At 71.3% G+C, this 21,197-nt stretch carries 20 protein-coding genes; 9 read left to right on the top strand and 11 right to left on the bottom strand.

Annotated features, from left to right (window positions below; translation table 11 throughout):
- Window positions 1-61: 61 nt before the first annotated feature.
- The 3 genes from ABZ823_RS22065 (at window position 62) to ABZ823_RS22055 (ending at window position 4,687) form a co-directional block, all read left to right on the top strand.
- A complete protein-coding gene (locus ABZ823_RS22065) occupies window positions 62-2,446 on the top strand; it encodes a ribonucleoside-diphosphate reductase subunit alpha (protein WP_361662883.1) in 2,385 nt (794 codons plus the stop codon).
- Between the two features lie 56 nt (window positions 2,447-2,502).
- Window positions 2,503-3,510 (top strand): ribonucleotide-diphosphate reductase subunit beta, encoded by a 1,008-nt coding sequence (locus ABZ823_RS22060; RefSeq protein WP_361662881.1) that lies wholly within the window; start codon window positions 2,503-2,505, stop codon window positions 3,508-3,510.
- A gap of 211 nt (window positions 3,511-3,721) precedes the next feature.
- Complete coding sequence (locus tag ABZ823_RS22055; RefSeq protein WP_361662879.1) at window positions 3,722-4,687, top strand: helix-turn-helix domain-containing protein; 966 nt, start codon at window positions 3,722-3,724, stop codon at window positions 4,685-4,687.
- Between the two features lie 16 nt (window positions 4,688-4,703).
- Here ABZ823_RS22055 and ABZ823_RS22050 read toward each other — a convergent pair whose 3' ends face one another.
- The 10 genes from ABZ823_RS22050 to ABZ823_RS22005 form a co-directional block, all read right to left on the bottom strand.
- Window positions 4,704-6,077: a cytochrome P450 gene (locus ABZ823_RS22050; RefSeq protein ID WP_361662875.1), complete on the bottom strand. Its 1,374-nt coding sequence runs from the start codon at window positions 6,075-6,077 to the stop codon at window positions 4,704-4,706.
- Window positions 6,074-7,156 (bottom strand): epi-isozizaene synthase, encoded by a 1,083-nt coding sequence (gene cyc1 / locus ABZ823_RS22045; protein WP_361662872.1) that lies wholly within the window; start codon window positions 7,154-7,156, stop codon window positions 6,074-6,076. The genes ABZ823_RS22050 and cyc1 overlap by 4 nt, the downstream gene beginning before the upstream one ends.
- A gap of 311 nt (window positions 7,157-7,467) precedes the next feature.
- Window positions 7,468-8,118 carry a peptide deformylase gene (gene def, locus ABZ823_RS22040; protein WP_361663003.1) on the bottom strand — a complete coding sequence of 217 codons (651 nt, stop codon included), beginning with the start codon at window positions 8,116-8,118 and terminating at the stop codon, window positions 7,468-7,470.
- 99 nt (window positions 8,119-8,217) lie between these two features.
- On the bottom strand, window positions 8,218-9,198 hold the full coding sequence (locus ABZ823_RS22035) for a hypothetical protein (RefSeq protein WP_361662869.1): 981 nt from the start codon (window positions 9,196-9,198) through the stop codon (window positions 8,218-8,220).
- Window positions 9,199-9,334: 136 nt separating this feature from the next.
- Window positions 9,335-10,585 (bottom strand): HD domain-containing protein, encoded by a 1,251-nt coding sequence (locus tag ABZ823_RS22030; RefSeq protein WP_361662866.1) that lies wholly within the window; start codon window positions 10,583-10,585, stop codon window positions 9,335-9,337.
- Window positions 10,582-12,009 (bottom strand): HD-GYP domain-containing protein, encoded by a 1,428-nt coding sequence (locus ABZ823_RS22025; RefSeq protein ID WP_361662863.1) that lies wholly within the window; start codon window positions 12,007-12,009, stop codon window positions 10,582-10,584. The genes ABZ823_RS22030 and ABZ823_RS22025 overlap by 4 nt, the downstream gene beginning before the upstream one ends.
- A 241-nt stretch (window positions 12,010-12,250) precedes the next feature.
- Window positions 12,251-12,553 carry a mycothiol system anti-sigma-R factor gene (gene rsrA / locus ABZ823_RS22020; RefSeq protein WP_361662860.1) on the bottom strand — a complete coding sequence of 101 codons (303 nt, stop codon included), beginning with the start codon at window positions 12,551-12,553 and terminating at the stop codon, window positions 12,251-12,253.
- Window positions 12,550-13,233, bottom strand: a complete 684-nt coding sequence (sigR, locus tag ABZ823_RS22015; RefSeq protein ID WP_361663000.1) for an RNA polymerase sigma factor SigR — start codon at window positions 13,231-13,233, stop codon at window positions 12,550-12,552. The genes rsrA and sigR overlap by 4 nt, the downstream gene beginning before the upstream one ends.
- Window positions 13,234-13,487: 254 nt before the next feature.
- A complete protein-coding gene (locus tag ABZ823_RS22010; RefSeq protein ID WP_361662997.1) occupies window positions 13,488-14,093 on the bottom strand; it encodes an alpha/beta family hydrolase in 606 nt (201 codons plus the stop codon).
- A 102-nt stretch (window positions 14,094-14,195) separates the two neighbouring features.
- Window positions 14,196-15,050: an SOS response-associated peptidase gene (locus tag ABZ823_RS22005; RefSeq protein ID WP_361662857.1), complete on the bottom strand. Its 855-nt coding sequence runs from the start codon at window positions 15,048-15,050 to the stop codon at window positions 14,196-14,198.
- 49 nt (window positions 15,051-15,099) lie between these two features.
- On the opposite strand from ABZ823_RS22005, the gene ABZ823_RS22000 reads away from it, so the two are divergent.
- The 4 genes from ABZ823_RS22000 to ABZ823_RS21985 all read left to right on the top strand — a co-directional run bounded on the left by ABZ823_RS22000 (window position 15,100) and on the right by ABZ823_RS21985 (window position 18,774).
- Window positions 15,100-15,831 carry a M50 family metallopeptidase gene (locus tag ABZ823_RS22000; RefSeq protein WP_361662854.1) on the top strand — a complete coding sequence of 244 codons (732 nt, stop codon included), beginning with the start codon at window positions 15,100-15,102 and terminating at the stop codon, window positions 15,829-15,831.
- Between the two features lie 124 nt (window positions 15,832-15,955).
- Window positions 15,956-17,272, top strand: a complete 1,317-nt coding sequence (gene aroA, locus ABZ823_RS21995; protein WP_361662851.1) for a 3-phosphoshikimate 1-carboxyvinyltransferase — start codon at window positions 15,956-15,958, stop codon at window positions 17,270-17,272.
- Window positions 17,273-17,289: 17 nt separating this feature from the next.
- Complete coding sequence (gene rsgA, locus ABZ823_RS21990) at window positions 17,290-18,300, top strand: ribosome small subunit-dependent GTPase A (RefSeq protein ID WP_361662848.1); 1,011 nt, start codon at window positions 17,290-17,292, stop codon at window positions 18,298-18,300.
- A gap of 150 nt (window positions 18,301-18,450) precedes the next feature.
- Entirely contained in the window at window positions 18,451-18,774 is a 324-nt protein-coding gene (locus tag ABZ823_RS21985; RefSeq protein ID WP_361662846.1) for a multidrug efflux SMR transporter, read from the top strand.
- Window positions 18,775-18,845: 71 nt separating this feature from the next.
- Here the strand turns inward: ABZ823_RS21985 and ABZ823_RS21980 are convergent, their stop codons facing one another.
- Window positions 18,846-19,451, bottom strand: coding sequence for a TetR/AcrR family transcriptional regulator (locus tag ABZ823_RS21980; RefSeq protein WP_361662844.1), 606 nt, complete (start codon window positions 19,449-19,451; stop codon window positions 18,846-18,848).
- Between the two features lie 230 nt (window positions 19,452-19,681).
- Between ABZ823_RS21980 and hisN the strand changes: the two genes are divergently transcribed.
- Both hisN and ABZ823_RS21970 read left to right on the top strand, forming a co-directional pair.
- Window positions 19,682-20,485 (top strand): histidinol-phosphatase, encoded by an 804-nt coding sequence (gene hisN, locus ABZ823_RS21975; protein WP_361662841.1) that lies wholly within the window; start codon window positions 19,682-19,684, stop codon window positions 20,483-20,485.
- 216 nt (window positions 20,486-20,701) lie between these two features.
- Window positions 20,702-21,103 carry a CBS domain-containing protein gene (locus tag ABZ823_RS21970; protein ID WP_361662838.1) on the top strand — a complete coding sequence of 134 codons (402 nt, stop codon included), beginning with the start codon at window positions 20,702-20,704 and terminating at the stop codon, window positions 21,101-21,103.
- Window positions 21,104-21,197 lie beyond the last annotated feature (94 nt).

The following is a 21,197-nucleotide window of genomic DNA, read 5'->3' as shown; positions in this document are numbered from 1 at the left end:
CGCGCTCGTGAGCTGCCCCTGCCCTCCGCCAGGCTCCGTGCCGAGCGAGGGAGAGCCCCACGTGACCATCGCGCCAGCCGATCCGGCTTCAGCGACACCGGTTTCGGTGCCGTCCGCGGTGACCGACGGGACCGACGGTCCCGGTGCCGCGCTGCTGCGGACGCTGACCGAGCTGACCGCCGACCTCCCCGACGCCGACCCCGGCCGGGTCGCCGCCGCCGCGCTGCGGGGCCGGTCCGCTCGCGGGGACTCCGACATCGCCGCGGAGCTGCGCGAGCTGGCCACGGAGGCGGCCGCCGGCCTCATCTCCGAGGATCCCGCCTACTCCCGGCTGGCCGCCCGGCTGCTGACGATCGGCATCCGTGCGGAGGCCGCCTCCCAAGGCGTGACCTCGTTCACCGAGTCCATCGCCGTCGGGCACCGGGAGGGCCTGATCGCCGACCGGACCGCCGCCTTCGTACGCCTGCACGCCGGCCGTCTCGACGCCCTTGTCGACCCCGGCGCCGACGACCGCTTCGGCTACTTCGGGCTGCGCACGCTGCACAGCCGCTACCTCCTGCGGCACCCGATCACCCGGAAGGTCATCGAGACTCCCCAGCAGTTCCTGCTGCGCGTCGCCGCCGGCCTCGCCGAGGACGACACGAACCGCTCGGTGGACGACGTCGCGGCGCTCTACGGACTCATGAGCCGCCTCGACTACCTCCCCTCCTCCCCCACCCTCTTCAACTCCGGCACCCGGCACCCCCAGATGTCGTCCTGCTATCTCCTCGACTCCCCGAAGGACGAGCTGGACAGCATCTACGACCGCTACCACCAGGTCGCCCGCCTCTCCAAGCACGCCGGCGGCATCGGGCTGTCGTACTCCCGCATCCGCTCCCGCGGCTCGCTGATCCGCGGCACGAACGGGCACTCCAACGGCATCGTCCCCTTCCTGAAGACCCTGGACGCCTCGGTCGCCGCCGTGAACCAGGGCGGCCGGCGCAAGGGCGCGGCCGCCGTCTACCTGGAGACCTGGCACTCCGACATCGAGGAGTTCCTGGAGCTGCGCGACAACACCGGCGAGGACGCCCGCCGTACGCACAACCTCAACCTGGCGCACTGGGTCCCCGACGAGTTCATGCGCCGCGTCAACGCGGACGGGCAGTGGTCGCTGTTCTCCCCCTCGGACGTGCCGGAGCTGGTCGACCTGTGGGGCGAGGAGTTCGACGCCGCCTACCGCAGGGCCGAGGCGGACGGCCTCGCCAGGAGGACGATCCCGGCCCGTGATCTGTACGGCCGCATGATGCGCACCCTCGCGCAGACCGGCAACGGCTGGATGACCTTCAAGGACGCCGCCAACCGCACCGCCAACCAGACGGCCGAGCCGGGCCACGTCATCCACTCCTCCAACCTCTGCACGGAGATCCTGGAGGTCACCGACGACGGGGAGACGGCGGTCTGCAACCTGGGATCCGTCAACCTCGGCGCGTTCGTCGCCGGCCAGGACATCGACTGGGAGCGGCTGGATCAGACGGTCCGCACCGCCGTCACCTTCCTGGACCGCGTCGTCGACATCAACTTCTACCCGACCGAGCAGGCGGGCCGGTCCAACGCCAGGTGGCGCCCGGTGGGCCTCGGCGTGATGGGCCTTCAGGACGTCTTCTTCAAGCTGCGCCTGCCCTTCGACTCACCACAGGCCAGGGCTCTGTCCACGCGGATCGCCGAGCGGATCATGCTCGCCGCCTACGAGGCGTCCACCGACCTCGCCGAGCGCAACGGCCCGCTGCCGGCCTGGGAGAAGACCCGCGCCGCCCGGGGCGTGCTGCACCCCGACCACTACGATGTGGAGCCGGCCTGGCCGGAGCGCTGGGCGGCGCTGCGCGAGCGGATCGCGGCCGTCGGCATGCGCAACTCGCTGCTCCTCGCGATCGCGCCGACCGCCACGATCGCCTCCATCGCGGGCGCGTACGAGTGCATCGAGCCGCAGGTGTCGAACCTGTTCAAGCGCGAGACGCTCTCCGGCGAGTTCCTCCAGGTCAACTCCTACCTGGTGCGGGACCTGAAGGAGCTCGGCGTGTGGGACGCCCGCACCCGTGAGGCGCTGCGCGACGCCAACGGCTCGGTGCAGGACTTCGCGTGGATCCCCGAGGACGTACGGGCGCTGTACCGCACGGCATGGGAGATCCCGCAGCGCGGCCTGATCGACATGGCCGCCGCCCGCACCCCGTTCCTGGACCAGGCCCAGTCCCTGAACCTGTTCATGGAGACGCCGACGATCGGCAAGCTCTCCTCGATGTACGCCTACGCCTGGAAGCAAGGTCTGAAGACGACGTACTACCTGCGCTCCCGTCCGGCGACGAGGATCGCCCGCGCGGCGCGAGCGTCCGTTCCCGTGCAGCAGGTGGCCGGCCCCGAGGCCGTCGCCTGTTCCCTCGAGAACCCCGAGTCCTGCGAGGCCTGCCAGTAATTCCGGCCCGCCACCCGACCAAGACCCCTGGAGGACGGCGCTTCGCGCCGATTGTCATGACTGATCAGAATCTGCTCGACCCCGGCTTCGAGCTGACCCTGCGCCCCATGCGTTACCCGGACTTCTACGAGCGCTACCGGGACGCCATCAAGAACACCTGGACCGTGGAGGAGGTCGACCTCCACTCGGACGTCGCCGACCTCGCCAAGCTCACGCCGGGCGAGCAGCATCTGATCGGCCGGCTGGTCGCGTTCTTCGCGACGGGCGACTCGATCGTGGCGAACAACCTGGTGCTGACCCTCTACAAGCACATCAACTCGCCCGAGGCGCGCCTGTATCTGTCGCGGCAGCTCTTCGAGGAGGCCGTCCACGTCCAGTTCTATCTGACGCTGCTGGACACCTATCTCCCCGATCCGAAGGACCGGGCCGCGGCCTTCGCGGCCGTCGAGAACATCCCCTCCATCCGTGAGAAGGCCGGGTTCTGCTTCAGGTGGATGGACTCGGTCGAGAAGCTCGACCGGCTGGACACGAGGGCTGACCGCCGCCGTTTCCTGCTCAATCTGATCTGCTTCGCCGCGTGCATCGAGGGCCTGTTCTTCTACGGCGCCTTCGCGTACGTCTACTGGTTCCGGAGCCGGGGTCTGCTGCACGGCCTGGCCACCGGCACCAACTGGGTGTTCCGTGACGAGACGATGCACATGTCGTTCGCCTTCGACGTCGTGGACACCGTCCGCAAGGAGGAGCCGGACCTCTTCGACGACGCGCTCCAGCAGCAGGTCACCGACATGCTGAGGGAGGCCGTCCGGGCCGAGCTTCAGTTCGCGCGGGACCTGTGCGGTGAGGGCCTTCCCGGCATGAACACGGAATCGATGCGGCAGTACCTGGAGTGCGTCGCCGACCAGCGTCTGACGCGCCTCGGCTTCGCCCCGGTGTACGGCTCGGAGAACCCCTTCTCCTTCATGGAGCTCCAGGGTGTTCAGGAGCTGACCAACTTCTTCGAGCGGCGTCCTTCGGCGTACCAGGTTGCGGTGGAGGGCAGCGTCGACCTGGACGAGGACTTCTGAGACCGCGCCGCCTTCAACTGGCGGTCGATCCGGCGCTCGTGGAGAAGGCACCCGAGCGCCGGGCCCAGGAGGAGGGCGAGGAGGAGCAGGACGGTCGCGTAATCCGTGAGTGCGTTCATGCGGTAACTGTCGTTCACGGCCCACGGTCCTGACAGTGGCAGGACTGCCCTCCACCCTCGAATTACTGCCACTTCCGGGGCACACTGGCACCATGCTGAGGAACATCGCCGCCGTCCTGCTCGACGGAGTGCATCCCTTCGAACTGGGCGTCGTGTGCGAGGTGTTCGGGATCGACCGCAGCGACGAGGGCCTGCCGGTGTACGACTTCGCGGTCGTCTCGGCCGAGGGCCCCGCGCTCGGCACCCATGTCGGCGGACTCACCGTGTCCACGCCCCATGGGCTGGAGCGGCTGGAAGGGGCCGACCTGATCGCCGTACCGGCCGGTGACACCTATCAGAGCCGGGAGTACCCGCCGGAGCTGCTCCAGGCGCTGCGGCGAGCCGTCGCGCGGGGCACCCGGGTGCTCAGCGTCTGTTCCGGCGTCTTCCTGCTGGGGGCGGCCGGGCTGCTGGACGGGCGGCGGTGCACGGCGCACTGGCGGCACGCCGACGTCCTCGCGCGGCGCTTCCCTCGGGCGGTCGTCGAGCCCGACGTGCTCTACGTCGACGAGGACCCGGTGATCACCTCCGCGGGCACCGCCGCCGGGATCGACGCCTGTCTGCACCTCGTGCGCAAGGAGCAGGGTCCGGAGGTGGCCAACCGTATCGCCCGGCGGATGGTGGTGCCGCCGCACCGCGACGGCGGCCAGGCCCAGTTCGTCGAGCGACCGCTGCCGCGCTCGCAGTGCGACACGGTCGCCGAGGTGCTGGTGTGGATGGAGCGCCACCTCGACCGGGAGGTGACCGTGGAGCAGCTGGCCGCCCGCGCGCACATGTCCCCGCGCACCTTCGCCCGCCGGTTCCAGCAGGAGACCGGCACCACGCCCTACCGCTGGATCCTGCGCCAGCGGGTCCTGCTGGCCCAGGAGTTGCTGGAACGCACCGACGAGACGATGGACACGATCGCCGGCCGCACCGGATTCGGCACGGCGGCGGCGCTGCGCCACCAGTTCGTGCGGGCCCTGGGCACGACTCCTGCCGCCTACCGGCGCACGTTCAGGGGCCCGGAGGCCGCCTGAACGTGCGCCCGGCGGGTCATCGTGGCAGCGCCCTCAGCAGCAGTCGGCGCGGGCGGAGCGTGATGCCGATGCGGAGCCTCGGGTCGGACCCGGGCGCCTCCTCGAAGCGGTAGGCCGACGCCAGCTCCGCCATGATGAGCGTGAGTTCGGCCATGGAGAAGTGGTCCCCCGGGCACTTGCGGTTGCCGACCCCGAACGGGGTCATCGCGTACTTCGGGACGTCCTTGGCGCGCTCCGGGAGCCAGCGGTGGGGGTCGAACCGCTCGGGCTGCTCGTAGGAGCGCGGGTCGTGCTGGATCGCGTAGGGGCTGTACACGACGTCCGCCCCGGCCGGAATGCGGTACCCGCCGAGCTCGGTGTCGGTCACCGCCCGCCGCGTCAGTATCCATACGGCGGGGCGGAGCCGCATTGTCTCGACGATGACATTGGCGGTGTACGTGAGCTTCCGGACGTCCTCGAATGCGGCCAGGCGGCCACCCGTGACGGTTTTCACTTCGTCGCGGATCTTGTCGCCCTGTTCCGGGTGATCCGTGAGCACCTGGAGAAGCGACATGACCATGGAGCCCACTGTTTCGCTCCCGGCCGTGACGATGGCGACGACCTGGTCGTGGATCTCCTGTTCCCCAATGGGCTCACCGTTACGGTCCTTCGCCTCCAGCAAAGCCATCAGCAAATCGTTCGGCTTTTGACCGGAGGCCCGGCGGGCGGCCACGATCTCATCAACCAGGAGATGCAAATCGGCCAATGCCCGGTTGAATGCGCGATTGGCCGGAAGCGGCAGGCGGTACAGCGGTCCGAGCGGTATCACCATGCGCTGGTACATGCCGCTGAAGAGCGTGGCGAGCGCGGCACAGATCCGCTCGGCCCGCTCGTCCATGTACGTGCCGCCCAGCAGACAGCGGGCGGCGACGCGCACGGCGACCCGGAACGACTCCGTCGTGACATCGATGGTCGCGCCGGAGCGCCAGCGTTCCACGAGCGCGCGCGCTTCCTCGGCCATGACCGGCCCGTAGCCGGGGACGGCCTCCTGCCGGAAGGCCGGCTGGATGGCCCGTCGCTGACGCTGGTGGAGCGGCCCGTTGCTGGTGGCGACGCCCTCTTTGCCGAGCAGGTCCTCAAGGGACTCCCACAGTGGGCCGCCTATCTCGAAGTCGGTGCTGAGCGCGAGCGCGCCGGCGAGCGCGGGGGTGGTGACCGCGTACACCGTCTTCGGCCCGAGCCTCAGCCGGACCACGCCGCCGTCCTCCCGCAGCCGGCCCAGAAAGCCGAGCGGATCACGGAAGAGCTTCCAGCCATGGCCGAGGAGGGGGACGCCTCCCGCGGCGAGCGGCGGCACGCCCGGTGGCGCCGCCTCTTCGGATACCTTCGAACCGACCGATTCCAGGGTCATTTCTCACCTGCCGCTTCGTTCTCGACGTACGGGGGTGTCGAGCGGTCATCCCAGCTGTCGACCATGTAGCGGCCGGACTCGTGGTGGAACCAGTACACGGCGCTGAACCAGTTCCGCATGTTTGCGACGATCGCCTTCACGGTGTCGCTCAGTTCCTTTCCCTGCCCGGTGTCGTCCGCAAGGGATTCGGCGAACAGAAGTGCCTTCTTTTCGGCATCGAGGAAATCGGTTATGCATTCCTCGATCCGCCGCCTCATTTCTTTGACGGCTTCTTCGAGAGTCATTCCCTCGTGGTGGATGAGGCTGATACCGAGATTGTGGACCTCATCTCCCGCGATTTCCTTGGGGAGAGAGCACAGATCGTTGTACCAGGCGGCGAACTCCTGGCTCAGCAGTGCCGCCCGCCGGTATGCGGGGTGTTTCCGCACGGCGTTCGGCAGTTCGCATCCCGCGCTGGTCTCGAGCAGGTCGGTCCAGATCCAGTGCGCGAAGGTCAGCCGCCTCAGCTCCAGGTAGGCGTCGACCGTCGGGACCGTCCCGCGGGTGCGGTTGCGGTACTCCCGGTCGTACGCCTCGATCACCGCGTGGAAGTGCCGGGCGAAGCGCGCGTTCCACCCCTCGCCGAGGAACGCGTTCAGGCGCCCCACGCTGTCCGCGAACCCCGCGACCAGGGGATCCGGGTGGTGCAGATGGTGCCCCGGTGACTCCAGGGCCGCATGCAGCTGGAACCTCAACCTCCGCCAGGCGGCCGCCCGGCGGTGGACGATGTCACGGTCGTGACGGTCGTCCCAGACGAAGAACCACGCACTGTAGTCCGCTATCGCCTGCAGGACCTCGTCGGGGGCTCCCAGGTAGTAGCCCGCCATGAGGTCGGTGTAACGCAGTCCGTCGGCGTACTCCTGGACCTTGTCCGCCCGCATCAGCCGCTTTTCGAGCAGCCAGGAACGCGTCTTCTCCTGCAGGCGGGGCCAATACGGGTGCAGTCGACGCGGAAACGCGGTCTCGATGACCGGCAAGGACAGCGCCGGTGGAACCGCGACCGCCGTCGTCGGTGAAGTGCTGTGTGGGAAAGCTGGCACGAACAAACCCCTCTCAGCCGCCGGATGGCGCTGCGCCCCTCCCGCCGTGCCGGGCGCGCGCCGTTGCGTATCCCCGCGCTTTCCATTCAGCACTACAACTGACCGGTCTGGGAACGGATTTGGCCCACACATCACCGACGGTGCCGAGAATATCCCTTGTGTGACTGAATATGGATCAGTTCAGTCGTACACGGGATCGAATGTGCGGCACACAGATGAACGACGCCTGGGCGGGAGCAGTACCCGGCCAGGCGTCGTCGGCGCTGGATCTTAGAGTCTTCGGCCTCGATCTCAGTCTTCGGCCCTGGGTCTCAGTCGTTGGCCACCACGGGGTAGCGGGGCTCGTTCTCGGCCATCTGCCGCAGGGCCTCCTTGCGCTCGCGCTTGGACAGCCGGTCGATGTACAGGTAGCCGTAGAGATGGTCCGTCTCGTGCTGCAAACACCGGGCGAAGTAGCCGGTCCCGCGCACCTTGACCGGGTTGCCCTTCTCGTCCTGCCCGGTCACCTCCGCGTAGTCGGGCCGGGCGAGCGGCGCGTACGCGGTCGGCACGGACAGACAGCCCTCGTTGCTGTCGTCGAGGCGCCGCCGGTCGGCGGGCAGGTCAACGAGCTTGGGGTTGCAGACGACACCGACGTGCCGCACGCCCTCGTCGTCTTGGCAGTCGTAGACGAAGACCTTCAGGTCGACGCCGATCTGGTTGGCGGCCAGGCCCACGCCCTCGGCGGTGCGCTGGCTGGCGAACATGTCCGCGACCAGCTGCTCCAGCTCCGCGCCGAACTCGGTGACGTCCTTGCACTCCTTGTGCAGCACCGGATTCCCGACGACCGTGATCGGCCGCGAGGTGCCGCGCTCGCGCCAGGCCGTCTCCCGCTCCTCGGTGTCCTCGGTGTCGATGACGAAGCCCTCGTCGTCCACGGGGAGCACGCCCGCGTGCTGCTGATCGGTGTCCTGCTGCGCCATGACCGACGTATGCCTTCCTGCAACCATGGGAATTCCTGCGAGTACAGCCTACGGGGCGTGCCCGGGTGCTTCCCGGGGATCCGTGGGCCCAGGGCCTGGTCAGCAGACCTCTTCGAGGTCCCGCCAGTCCCGGGAGTCCGGGCTGTCCGCGACCCAGCCGTCGAGCAGCCCACGCACCAGCGACGCGGGCGCCGCGATGCCGCACTCGCGTTCGGGCACCCACAGCTGCCCGTCCGTACGGTGCCCCAGCGGTCCCGGATGCCCGGGCTCGCTGTGATCGTGCGGATCGAGGTGCTCGCCGTCGCCCTCGTCGGACGGCATCCGGGACTCGGAGCACGCGCGGCACAGCAGCCGTACGGACGAGGACCAGTCCTCGGCGGCGAACCCGGCGTCGGCGGCCAGCTGCTCCAGTGCGTCCCGGTCGTCCTCGGTCGCGGCCTCCAGCAGCACCACCCAGGTGGGCACCGGCGACGGCGCCCACAGCTCGATCTCGTCGAAGACCGGGTAGGCGTGCCCGGCGGCCGTGGTGCGCTCCCCGTTCGGTACGCCGTCGTGCAGCACGACCTCGCCCCAGCGGCGCCCGGAGGAGGGCAGCGGGATGGAGAGCACCTCGATGCGCGCGGGGTCCAGCCGGCCTCCCCACACGACCTCGGCCTCGCCCTCCGGTGACAGCCGCACGGCGGCGCTGCCCAGCTCCATCCCGGTGGGCTCGGCGGAGACGGTGGCACCACCGGGCACCCGCAGGCCGTACGCCTGCCAGGCGCGGCGGGCCAGCGGCCAGTCCTGGAGGGCGGTGGCGGCGATGCCCACGTTCCACCAGTCCGGCGCGCCGGACTCCCGGTCGAGCAGGGCCACGGCGCGCAGACCGGCCGCGCGCGCCTGCTCCCAGTCGTGGCGGAACTTGTGCAGCAGGGCGAGGTTGAACCAGGACTCCGACAGCCACGGCTCCAGGTCCGCGGCGCGTGTCAGCAGCGCACCCGCGTCCTCGTACCGGCCGTCGCCGATCAGCGTGAACGCGCGGTCGGTTGCCTGCCGCCAGGAGGCGGAGGGCCGGTGCCGTCCCTTCCCGAAGATCCTCACGATTCCCGCCTGCCAGTCCCTTGCGATTCCCGCCTGCTGGTTCCTCGACGTCCGCGGGGTCACGCTCGAGTGCCCCCGAACACCCTCTCCTGGCATCCAACCACGTACCGCCGGACGGGCGCTCATTACCCATGGGTTACCCCGCTGTCGGCAAGGTCAGACCGTCTCTCTGCAACACCCTCGCGAGTGACTCCACGACCTCAGGCTCGTAGTCGCGGGCGCAGGCGAGGCGCAGCCGCTCCAGCGCGCTGAGCGCTCCCCCGGGGCCGGCTTCCTCCCGCGCCATCTCCTCGTAGGCGTTCACGGCCCGGACGATCCTGGCGCTGACCGGCTGCTCCCGGTAGGGGTCGGCCTGCCGCTCGACGATGACCGCGACCTCGGCGTCCACCCCGGTCTGCCGTACGACGGCGCCGCCGAGGAGCGCGATGCGCCGCTGTTCCTCGGCGGGCAGCGCGGCGGTGGCTCCCGCGGGCACGGGGTCGACGAGGCTGAGCTGCCCGGTGTCGTGCATGAGCGCCGCGTACTCCAGCACGGTCAGCTCGGGCTCGGTCAGGCCCAGCTCCCGGCCGACGGCCCGGCTGAGCGCGGCGACCCGGCGGGCGTGCCCGGGGGGCGTGTACCCGGCGATCTCGGTGGCGCGTGCCAGGGAGGCGATGGTCTGCCGGTAGGTGGTGCGCACGGCCGCGTACCGCCGGTAGGAGAGCTGGGTGAGCAGCAGGGGCAGCGAGAAGACGGGCAGCGCCCACAGGCCCACCACCGCGACGGCCGGCGACATGACGGCACCGGTCGCGCAGACGGCGGAGCCGATGCCGAGTCTGGCGCGCAGTTCCTCGCGCAGCAGCGGCCCGAACGGCCAGCGGGTACGGGAGTGCGCCAGGGCGGCGGCGAGCACGGCGTCGCAGAGGGTGGTGAGCACCAGGAGGGCGACGACGAGCAGCGTGTACGCGGGCCCGCCCCAGCCGTCGGTTGCGGCCCGACGGTAGACCGGCTGGAAGCAGACGGCGGCGAAGCCCACGGTCAGCAGGCGGCGGGTGAGATGGTCGGCGGCGGAGCCGCGGCCCCGGGCCACATGGGGGACACAGCCCGCCAGGGCCGCCGCGAGGACCACGGTAACGACCTGCGCCACTCCGTGGTGGGTGGGCCGTCCCGCGATCTGCCCGAGCAGGGCGTAGGAGAGCGCCCCGGCCGCGCCGAGGGGTGCGGGCTCCCGCTCGTCGCTGCCGCTCCACCGGGACAGCTCCCCCACGGCGACGAGCACCCCGAAGGCGAGGGCGACAGCGGGTTCGTCGAGGCCGTGCCAGAGGGTCAGGCCGAGACAGCCGGCGGCGAGCAGCACTGCCGTGGTGTGGGCGAGGACGAGGGGGACGGGGAGGCGGCCCGCGGTCATGCGCCGCCCCCGCCGGAGCCGCGCCCGGCCGGCTGGCCGGCCACGGGCAGGGCGGGCGGTGGTACCGCTTTCGGGCGTTCCTCGTCGGCGGTCACCACCGGGTGCCAGCCGTGCCGGTCCAGTGCGCGGATCAGCGCGCGCACCATCGCCGGGTCGAACTGCGCGCCCGCGCACCGCTGAAGCTCCTCCAGGGCGGCAGCGACGGGCCGGGCCCGCCGGTAGGAGCGGGTCGACGTCATCGCGTCGAAGGCGTCGGCGACCGCGACCACCCTCGCGGACTCCGGGATCTGGCGGCCTCTCAGCCCGTAGGGGTAGCCGGTGCCGTCGAGCCGCTCGTGGTGGTGGAGGATCGCGGACCGTGCCTCGTCGAGGAAGCCGATGCCGCGGACCATCTCGTGGCCGTACTCGGGGTGCAGCTCGATGATCCGGCGCTCCTCGGGCGTGAGCGGGCCGTCCTTGCGCAACAGCCGGGTGGGCACGCCGAGTTTGCCCACGTCGTGCAGGATCCCGGCGAACCGCAGTACCTCCACGCGCCGGTCGTCCAGGCCGAGCTCGCGCGCGATCATCATCGAGGCCTGTCCGACCCGTTCGCTGTGGCCCCGGGTGTAGCCGTCCTTGAGGTCGACGGCCTGGACGAGCGCGCGGATCGTCGCCTGGTGGGCGGCCCGCTCCCGGTGGTACTGGGCGAAGACCCAGCAGGAGACGTACATGGGCAGCAGTACGAGCAGGGCGGTCACCGGCCCGTAGAGGCTGCGCCACAGCACGGCCATCATCAGTCCGGCCAGCCCGTGCACGGTGACGGGCGCGAGGGAGCGCAGGAACAGCCCGCACCAGGCGGCGCGCGCCGGTACCCTCCCCCGGGGCCCTGAGGGCATGGAGGGTGCCCCCACGCCCAGCGCCAGGATTCCGCCGTCGAGCACGGCCAGCACCAGGCAGAACGCCACGACCGCGGCCCCGGCGGTCAGGAGGGCGTGGGGGAAGTCGGGGCCGACGACCGCGGCCCGTCCGCCGAGGGACCAGTGGACGCGGGAGGCGGCCCACACGGCGAGTGCGAGCCGCGCGGCCCGCCAGGCGCGACGCAGCCATGACGGCCGCTCGGCGACGCGGGCGAGCAGGGCACCGGGCAGCGGAACGAACGCGGCGGCCGCGGGCGGGAGCAGAAAGGCCCCGGCGAGCAGGACGGGGTAGAAGGTGCCCATTCCCTCCAGGGCCCGGCGGCCGCAGAGGGGCCCGGGGGTTCGCCCCGTCCGGGTGCGGCCGAGGGCCCGGGGCAGCGGCAGTTGCTCGCAGACGACGTAGAGCGCGGCGAGCAGGGCGATCGCCCACCAGGGGACGGGAAGGTCCGGGAGGGGGGCCACGCACACCAGGGCGCCGAGGACGGCGCAGCCGACGTACGCGGCTGCCGACGGCCGGACAGGCCCCATGACGTACCTCCCCCCGAACCCGCGCCGTGTCCCGTACCGGGCGGGCCCGGCCTTGCCCTTTTCAGGCTCGGGAGCCTAGAGGGGAGGGCGGGCCGTAAGTGCGGCTTCGGGGGGAATCCGTGGGGCCCTGCCCCACGGATTAGCACGTTCGGGTGACGGGCCCTCGAGAATTGACCGCCATCCCGAACAGGAGTTCAAGACTCCTGTGTCCGGGCGGTCGTGCTCCCTCGCGGCCGGGAGCTCAGGACTCCTGGGGTGTGGCCGCCACATCGTGCTCGGGCACCGTCTGCCCCGAGCGGATCAGCTCGATGCGGCCCATGACCTTCGCCCGAAGGTCGCTCGGCACGTCGTCGTGGCCGCAGCACCGCTTCACCAGCTTCTTCACGGCCTGCTCCAGACCGTACTTCTCGAGGCACGGCGAGCATTCCTCGAAGTGGTGCTGGATCTTCGTGCGGTCCACGTCCGGCATCTCACTGTCGAGGAACTCGTAGAGATGGTCGAGGACCTCACTGCAGTCCGTCTCGTGCGGCTCTCCGCAGCTCATGAGCCCGAGCCTTTCGCTTCGTCCGACTCTCCGGCGCCGGCCGGGACCAGCCCGCGCTCGCGGGCGTAGTCCTCGAGCATGCCGCGCAGTTGACGGCGGCCCCGGTGCAGCCGGGACATCACCGTACCGATGGGTGTCCCCATGATGTCCGCGATCTCCTTGTAGGCAAAGCCCTCTACGTCCGCGAGATACACGGCGATGCGGAATTCCTCGGGGATCGCCTGGAGCGCCTCCTTCACGTCCGAGTCGGGCAGGTGGTCCAGCGCCTGCGACTCGGCCGAGCGCAGCCCGGTCGACATGTGCGACTCGGCGCGTGCCAGCTGCCAGTCCTCGATCTCCTCGGCCGCACTGCGCTGAGGTTCGCGCTGCTTCTTGCGGTACGAGTTGATGAACGTGTTGGTGAGGATCCGGTACAGCCAGGCCTTCAGGTTGGTGCCCTCGCGGAACTGGTGGAAGGACGCGTACGCCTTGGCGTAGGTCTCCTGCACCAAATCCTCGGCGTCCGCGGGGTTGCGCGTCATGCGCAGCGCGGCGGAGTACATCTGGTCCAGGAATTCCAGCGCGTCCCGCTCGAAGCGCGCACTGCGCGAGGCGGACGACTCCGCGCCCGTCCCCCGGCCCTCGGGCTGCTCCGCCTGGCCGTGTTCGGTCCCTGCGTCGGTACCGGTGACCGGACCCACCTCCTCCAGCGATGTGGCGGGACCGAAAGCGGTCCCACTGAGATCGGAGGATAGACGAACACCCTTGCCTGCCGCCGCTCGAACAGGGGCGGCCTTCGACGCGTGCAGCACCGTCCACTCCAGGTCAGCGCTGCTGCTGCGGCTCGGGCAGATGGTCGAACCCATGCGGCGGACTTCCTCTCGTCGTGCGGTGCAGCACGGCCGGTGCTGTCTGATCCGCACAACAGTGGCCCGTCACGCAACATTCCCGGGCGTCAGCCGAGTGTCCCGAGTGACGTCACCCACATCGCCACGGCGTCCGTGATGATCTCCGTGGCCTGCTCCTGGCCGAGGTCCGCACGCTTGGGGACGGCGAAGCCGTGATCGGCGTACGGCACCTCGACGATGTCGTAGGGCCCTGGAGGGAACTCCTCCGGTCGTCCGAAGGGGTCCTTCCCGCCCTGGACCACGAGAGTGGGCACGCCCGAGCCCAGCAGTTCCTCGGCGCGGGACCTCTCGGGACGGCCCGGCGGGTGGAGCGGGAAGCTGAGGGCGAGGACGGCGGCGGCGCCGAGCCCGACGGCCGTGCGGCAGGCGACCCGGGCCCCGGCGCTGCGCCCGCCGGCGATCAGCGGCAGCCCGGGTTCCGCCAGGGCGGGCCACACCCCGCGCCAGCCCGCGTCCAGCGTCTTCGGCGCGGGCGCCACTTTCTTGCCGGCGACGCGCCAGGGCTGCTCGACGAGCGCGACGCTCACCCCCTGCGCGGGCAGGGCCCGGGCCAGCGCCTGGAGGTCCCGTGCCTCGACGCCGCCCCCGGCGCCGTGACCGAGGGCGAGCACCAGCGCGGCCTCGCGGGCCCGGTGCCAGGTGACACGGGCCATGCCTGCGTCGGTCTCCACGCTCTGCGTCGCATCCGTCACGTCCGCCGCCCTTCGCCCCTGCGCGCGTGTCCGCATCGGTCGTCCGTGCCCCCGGTGGGCACGTCAGAAGAGTGTGCCCTCCTCGGGGGCCTCCAGCTCCTTCAGCAGCTCGGGGCCGTTGTTGCGGACGTTGCTGACCGCGGTGGAGACCGGGTAGGCGCGCATCAGGCCGGCGGGCGGCGCCTGGAGCAGGGAGCGCAGGTCGTCCGGGTCGGTACGTGAGGGGTCGAGCCAGGCGTCCCAGCGGTCCGGCGTGAGCATCAGGGGCATGCGCGGGTGGATGTCGGACAGGGAGCGCGGGCCCTCGGCGGGGGCGACGGCCAGCGGTGTCGTCTCCGCCTCCGTCGTGATCACCGAGCAGGTCACCCACCAGGCGCGCGGATGGTCGTCGGGCAGCGTCCTGTCCCGCCAGAACTCGTAGAGGCCGGCCATCGCGAAGACCGAGCCGTCGGCGGGCAGCACGAAGTACGGCTGCTTGCGCGGCCGCTTCTTCCTGCCCCCCACCTCCAGATCCCGTTCCTGTGTGCCGGTGACCCACTCGTAGTAGCCGTCGGCCGGGACGATGCAGCGCCGGGCGGCGAAGGCACGGCGATACGACGGCTTCTCGTGCACCGTCTCCGCCCGCGCGTTGATCATCCGTGCGCCGCCCTCGGGCGACTTGGCCCAGGACGGGACGAGGCCCCAGGTGAGCCTGCGCAGCTGGCGAACCGGCCGCTGGTCGTCGGCGTCCTTCAGGGGGCGCTCCAGGATCGCGTAGACCTGCTTGGTCGGGGCGACGTTGTAGTCGGGGGCCAGGGTCTCCTCGGGCTCCTCCTGCCGGGCTCCTGACTCCGCTCGCGCGGAGGGCACCCCCTGCTCGACCTCAAAGATTCCTGCGAGATCCTCGGGCCTGCGACTCGCTGCATACCGTCCGCACATACGTGCCACCCTGCCAGATCCGCCGACACCCCAGGAGCCACTCACCCCGATGGACAGCCTCGCCCCGACCTCACTGAGCTCGCTCGCCGGCCTCTGGGACCAGGTCTTCGGAAGTCAGCCCGATCCCGACCTGTGGGTGGTGATCGCCACCCTGGTCGCCGCGCTCGCCGTGGTCGTCCCGCGGGGCGCCTGGCGGATCGCCCGCAACGCCGTCACCATCGCGCACGAGGGCGGCCACGGACTGGTCGCGCTGCTGACCGGCCGTACCCTCACCGGCATCCGGCTGCACTCCGACACCAGCGGCCTCACCGTCAGCCGCGGCAAGCCGTACGGCCTCGGCATGATCCTCACCGCCGCCGCGGGCTACACCGCTCCCCCGCTGCTCGGCCTCGGCGGCGCGGCGCTGCTCGCCGCCGGGCACATCACCCTGCTGCTGTGGCTGGCCACCGCGCTGCTGCTGGCGATGCTGGTGATGATCCGCAACGCCTACGGGGCGCTGACCGTGGTCCTCACCGGTGCCGGCTTCCTGCTGGTGTCCTGGCTGGCCGGTCCACAGGTGCAAGCGGGGTTCGCGTACGCGGTGGTGTGGTTCCTGCTGCTCGGCGGGGTGCGGCCGGCCTTCGAGCTTCAGGCCAAGCGCTCGCGCGAAGGCGCCCGGGACTCGGACGCGGACCAGCTGTCCCGGCTCACCCATGTACCGGCGGGGCTGTGGCTCTTCCTGTTCCACGTGGTGTCGCTGTGCTCGCTGATGGGCGGCGGACAGTGGCTGCTGGGTCTGTGACAGCGGTGACGGCCCGTCCCCCTGTGCACGGCCCTCTCCGCGCCCTATCAGACAATGGTTTCGCTCCGGTTTCGCCGCTTTTGATCAAGATCTACGGGCTGGACCAAGCACTACAGTGGGGCGCATGACCGTTAACCCCGCACACACCGCCCTCTGGCCCGCCCCACACGCGAGCGGAGCCGTCGACGCGACGGTCCACGTGCCCGGGTCCAAGTCGGTCACCAACCGGGCCCTGGTCCTCGCCGCGCTCGCCTCCGAGCCGGGCTGGCTGCGCCGCCCCCTGCGCTCGCGCGACACCCTGCTCATGGCCGGAGCCCTGCGCGCGCTGGGCGTCGGTATCGAGGAAGGGGTCGGTCCCGACGGCTCCGGCGAGACCTGGCGGGTGATCCCGGCCGCGCTGCGAGGCCCGGCCACGGTCCACGTCGGCAACGCCGGCACCGTGATGCGCTTCCTGCCCCCGGTGGCCGCGCTCGCCGACGGCCCCGTCCGCTTCGACGGCGACCCCCGCTCCCACGAGCGCCCCCTGAACGGCGTGATCGACGCCCTGCGCGTCCTGGGCGCCCGTATCGACGACGACGGCCGCGGCGCCCTGCCGCTGACCGTGCAAGGCGGCGGCGCGCTGGACGGCGGCCCGGTGTCCGTCGACGCGTCCTCCTCCTCCCAGTTCGTCAGCGCCCTGCTGCTGTCCGCCCCCCGCTTCAACCAGGGCGTGGAGGTCCGTCACACCGGCTCGACGCTGCCCTCCATGCCGCACATCCGTATGACCGTCGACATGCTGCGCGCGGTCGGCGCACAGGTCGACACCCCGGAGTCGGGCGGTGAACCGAACGTCTGGCGGGTCACGCCGGGTGCCCTGCTCGGCCGGGACCTGACCGTCGAACCGGATCTCTCCAACGCCCAGCCGTTCCTCGCGGCCGCGCTGGTCACCGGCGGCAAGGTCGTCATCCCGGACTGGCCGGCCCGCACGACCCAGCCCGGCGACCGGCTGCGTGAGATCTTCACCGAGATGGGCGGCTCCTGCGAGCTGACCGAGCGGGGCCTGGAGTTCACCGGTTCGGGTGCCCTCCACGGCATCGACGTGGACCTGGGCGAGGTCGGCGAACTGACCCCGGGCATCGCGGCGGTCGCGGCCCTCGCGGACTCCCCGTCCACCCTGCGCGGCGTCGCCCATCTGCGGCTGCACGAGACGGACCGGCTGGCCGCGCTCACCAAGGAGATCAACGAGCTGGGCGGCGACGTCACCGAGACCGCCGACGGCCTGCACATCCGCCCGCGCCCCCTGCACGGCGGGGTCTTCCACACCTACGACGACCACCGCATGGCCACGGCGGGCGCGGTCATCGGCCTCGCGGTCGACGGCGTACAGATCGAGAACGTGGCGACGACGGCCAAGACGCTGCCGGACTTCCCCGAGCTGTGGACCGGGATGCTCGGGGACTGACGGGCGGACTTGAGATCATGCGCCGCTACGGCAAGCACACCGACGAGGACGACATCCGCAGCCGCCCCAACCGCAAGGGCAACCGGCCGCGTACGAACATCCGGCCGAAGCACGAGGACGCGGCGGAGGGCATGGTCCTCACCGTCGACCGCGGCCGGCTGACCTGCCTCGTCGACGGCCGTCCGGTCGTGGCGATGAAGGCCCGCGAACTGGGCCGCAAAGCAGCGGTGGTCGGCGACCGCGTCGCCCTCGTCGGGGATCTGTCCGGCACCAAGGACAGCCTCGCCCGCATCGTCCGCATCGAGGAACGCACCTCGGTTCTGCGCCGTACCGCCGACGACGACGATCCGTACGAGCGCGTGGTCGTCGCCAACGCCGACCAGCTGGCCATCGTCACCGCCCTGGCCGACCCGGAGCCCCGCCCGCGCCTGATCGACCGCTGTCTGGTCGCCGCGTACGACGGCGGCCTGGAGCCCCTGCTGGTGATGACGAAGTCGGACCTCGCCCCGCCCGACAAGCTCCTGGAGCTGTACGGGGACCTGGACATCCCCTATGTCGTCACCAGCCGCGAGGAACTGGAGGACGGCGACGCGGTGGACCGGGTGCGAGAACATCTGGACGGCAGGGCCACGGCGTTCGTCGGGCACTCGGGTGTGGGCAAGACGACGCTGGTCAACGCATTGGTGCCCAAGGACCGGCGCCGCACGACGGGGCATGTGAACGCGGTGACCGGCCGCGGACGGCACACCACCACGTCGGCGCTCGCGCTGCCGTTGCAGCACACGGACGGCTGGGTGATCGACACCCCGGGCGTGCGCTCCTTCGGTCTCGCGCACATCGACCCTTCCCGCGTGATCCACGCCTTCCCGGACCTGGAGCCCGGCACCGCGGGCTGTCCGCGGGCGTGCAGTCACGACGAACCGGACTGCGCGCTGGACGCCTGGGTGGCCGAGGGGCACGCGGACCCGGCGCGGCTGTACTCCCTGCGCCGGCTGCTGTCCACGCGCGAGCGGCGGGAAGGGGACTGACCTTCCCGTGTGTGTCCTCCCCCTGTTCGCTCGTCCCGTGTTCACCCTTTGGGTGTTTGCGTCCACGGCGCACAGGTAATTGCTTACTCGCACCGGCCTCATCCGACCAGACGGGGCAGTCGACGTGAGGACGCGGGAGGACGAGACAACATGGCGTGGCTGCTGGTCATCGTGGCCGGGCTTCTCGAGACCGGATTCGCCGTCTGTCTCAAGCTCTCGCACGGTTTCACCAGGCTCTGGCCCACGATCGCCTTCTGCTGCTTCGCCCTCGGCAGTTTCGGTCTCCTCACGTTGTCCCTGAGGAAACTGGACGTGGGCCCGGCCTACGCGGTGTGGACCGGGATCGGCGCGGCGGGTACGGCGATCTACGGCATGGTGTTCCTGGGCGACCTGGTCTCCACCCTGAAGATCGTCTCGATCTCGCTGGTGATCGTGGGTGTGATCGGCCTTCAGCTTTCGGGCTCCGCGCACTGAGGTGAGCCCCCGGGGCAGACCCGTCCGCCCGCGCCCTCAGGGGTCACATCCGCCGGCGCACCTGCGCGCCCTCACCGAACCGGCCGGGGCAGCGCTCGCAGCACCAGCTCCGCAACCGAGCCCTCCCCCGGCGGAGCCGCGACACAGGACAGGGACAGTCGTACGACCAGCTCGCAGGCGCGGGCCAGCTCCACCGCCTCCGCCTTGGTCGTCCCCGGTCCGGCCACCGCCGTGACGGCGCGGTCGCGCACCAGGGAGACGAAGTCCGCGGGGGACGGCAGCGGCCCGTCGGCCCGGCGCTGAGCGGGCACCGCGGAGGTGGACGGCACTGCCGACAGGCCCGGCGCGGGCAGCCGCTCGCTCCAGCAGCCGGTGAGCATGGCGCGGACCAGCGGGTTGCCGCGGGCCGCGGACGTCATCCACTCGGCGGTCGCGGCCAGCCGCTCCCGGGCCTCCGTGCGGGCGGCGAGTGCCCGGTCGACGCCGGCGAGGTAGCTGTCCGCCTCCCGGCGTACCAGGGCCCGGGCGAGGCCCTCCTTGCTGCCGAACTCGTTGTACAGGGTCTGGCGGGAGACCCCGGCCACGGCGGCCACGTCCACCATGCGCACGGCGGACCACGGTCGACGCGCAAGCGCCGTGTAGGCGGCGTCCAGTAGGGATTCCCGCGCTGCAGGCATCGTCGCCTCCTCGGGCCGGCGGCTCTGGAGCACAGGTTTGACGCGCGTACCAGCACTGTCAAGGGTTCGCGGCCGCGCCCGGGGGCGCCCCCGGGCCGGTGCACGCCGTGATAGGACCAGTGCACGGGGTCACCGCGGCGCGCGCGGCCGAGGCGGCGGAACTTCGAGGAGTCCGCGAAGACCCCCGGGTCGTGTGGCCGTTCCCCGGAAGGGGCGGATAGCGTTCCCTCATGCCCGACTATCTCGATGACCTGCGTCTCGCACATGTGCTCGCGGACGCCGCGGACGCCGCGACCATGGACCGGTTCAAGGCCCTCGACCTCAAGGTCGAGACCAAACCGGACATGACGCCGGTGAGCGAGGCCGACAAGGCCGCCGAGGAGCTGATCCGGGGCCAGCTGCAGCGCGCCCGGCCGCGGGACGCGGTCCTCGGCGAGGAGTACGGCATCGAGGGCACGGGACCGCGCCGCTGGGTCGTCGACCCGATCGACGGCACCAAGAACTACGTGCGCGGAGTGCCCGTCTGGGCCACCCTGATCTCCCTGATGGAGGCGGGCGGCGAGGGTGGGTACCAGCCGGTCGTCGGCGTCGTCTCCGCGCCCGCGCTGGGCCGCCGCTGGTGGGCCGCGAAGGGGCACGGCGCGTTCACCGGCCGCAGCCTGTCCTCCGCGTCCCGGCTGCGCGTCTCGCGCGTCTCGAAGCTGTCCGACGCGTCCTTCGCGTACTCCTCCCTGTCCGGCTGGGAGGAGCAGGGACGGCTGAGCGGCTTTTTGGACCTGACCCGCGCGGTGTGGCGCACCCGCGGCTACGGGGACTTCTGGCCGTACATGATGGTCGCCGAGGGCTCGGTGGACATCTGCGCCGAGCCGGAACTGTCCCTGTGGGACATGGCGGCGAACGCGGTCATCGTCACCGAGGCCGGCGGTTCCTTCACGGGTCTCGACGGCCGCCCGGGCCCGCACAGCGGCAATGCCGCCGCGTCGAACGGGCTGCTCCACGACACCCTGCTCGACTACCTGAACGTCCGGTACTGACGAGCGGTCCCAGGGACCACCGGTGCCGCTGTGCACCGCGAGCGCCCCTGAACTCACGACACGCGCCCCTTGTTGACCCGCGCTTTGCCTGCGACCCTGGGAACCCCCACTTGTGAATTTGTGAAGCGCGGAACAGGCGCCTCCGGCGGGCGGCATCCATCGGGTCCGGAGCCCTGAGCCAGTGCATTCCAGGCACCCCAGGAGGTGGCTCCGCCCATGCTCGTCCGTGACGCCATGAGCACGATGGTCCTGACCATCGGCCCCGCACACACCCTCCGCCAGGCAGCAACCCTGATGTCCGTACGCCGCGTGGGCGCGGCCGTGGTCCTCGATCCGGACGCCGGCGGTCTCGGTATCCTCACCGAGCGTGACGTCCTGAACTCCGTCGGCCTCGGCCAGGACCCCGACACCGAGCGGGCCGGCGCCCACACCACCACTGATGTGGTGTTCGCCGCACCCACCTGGACGCTGGAAGAGGCCGCGAGCGCCATGGCCCACGGCGGCTTCCGGCATCTGATCGTGCTCGACCGCGACGAGCCGGTCGGGGTCGTCTCGGTCCGCGACATCATCCGCTGCTGGGCACCGGCCCCCCGGCGCGTCCCCGCAGCGACCCCCTAGTGCCGGACCGGGACCACGGCCGACCGTGGCCCCAGAGACCTGACACCTCTGCGCTTCCGGCGGCGGCAGCCCGTGCGCCCGTCGCCGCGGACAC

The sequence above is a fragment of the Streptomyces sp. NPDC047079 genome (genome assembly GCF_040643755.1).
Lineage (GTDB): Bacteria > Actinomycetota > Actinomycetes > Streptomycetales > Streptomycetaceae > Streptomyces.
The sequence above is the reverse complement of the archived record's forward strand: the minus strand, read 5'-3'. Positions and strand labels throughout refer to the sequence as shown.

Excerpts from the sequence above, each read along its gene's own strand:
- ABZ823_RS21980 (WP_361662844.1), bottom strand. The coding sequence starts at position 19,451 with ATGCCTGCAGCGCGGGAATCCCTACTGGACGCCGCCTACACGGCGCTT.
- hisN (WP_361662841.1), top strand. The coding sequence starts at position 19,682 with ATGCCCGACTATCTCGATGACCTGCGTCTCGCACATGTGCTCGCGGAC.
- ABZ823_RS22025 (WP_361662863.1), bottom strand. The coding sequence starts at position 12,009 with ATGGGGCCTGTCCGGCCGTCGGCAGCCGCGTACGTCGGCTGCGCCGTC.
- ABZ823_RS22055 (WP_361662879.1), top strand. The coding sequence starts at position 3,722 with ATGCTGAGGAACATCGCCGCCGTCCTGCTCGACGGAGTGCATCCCTTC.
- ABZ823_RS22000 (WP_361662854.1), top strand. The coding sequence starts at position 15,100 with ATGGACAGCCTCGCCCCGACCTCACTGAGCTCGCTCGCCGGCCTCTGG.
- rsrA (WP_361662860.1), bottom strand. The coding sequence starts at position 12,553 with ATGAGCTGCGGAGAGCCGCACGAGACGGACTGCAGTGAGGTCCTCGAC.
- ABZ823_RS22010 (WP_361662997.1), bottom strand. The coding sequence starts at position 14,093 with ATGGCCCGTGTCACCTGGCACCGGGCCCGCGAGGCCGCGCTGGTGCTC.
- ABZ823_RS22060 (WP_361662881.1), top strand. The coding sequence starts at position 2,503 with ATGACTGATCAGAATCTGCTCGACCCCGGCTTCGAGCTGACCCTGCGC.
- ABZ823_RS22050 (WP_361662875.1), bottom strand. The coding sequence starts at position 6,077 with ATGACCCTGGAATCGGTCGGTTCGAAGGTATCCGAAGAGGCGGCGCCA.
- aroA (WP_361662851.1), top strand. The coding sequence starts at position 15,956 with ATGACCGTTAACCCCGCACACACCGCCCTCTGGCCCGCCCCACACGCG.
- def (WP_361663003.1), bottom strand. The coding sequence starts at position 8,118 with ATGGCGCAGCAGGACACCGATCAGCAGCACGCGGGCGTGCTCCCCGTG.
- ABZ823_RS21985 (WP_361662846.1), top strand. The coding sequence starts at position 18,451 with ATGGCGTGGCTGCTGGTCATCGTGGCCGGGCTTCTCGAGACCGGATTC.
- ABZ823_RS22030 (WP_361662866.1), bottom strand. The coding sequence starts at position 10,585 with ATGACCGCGGGCCGCCTCCCCGTCCCCCTCGTCCTCGCCCACACCACG.
- ABZ823_RS22005 (WP_361662857.1), bottom strand. The coding sequence starts at position 15,050 with ATGTGCGGACGGTATGCAGCGAGTCGCAGGCCCGAGGATCTCGCAGGA.
- ABZ823_RS21970 (WP_361662838.1), top strand. The coding sequence starts at position 20,702 with ATGCTCGTCCGTGACGCCATGAGCACGATGGTCCTGACCATCGGCCCC.
- rsgA (WP_361662848.1), top strand. The coding sequence starts at position 17,290 with ATGCGCCGCTACGGCAAGCACACCGACGAGGACGACATCCGCAGCCGC.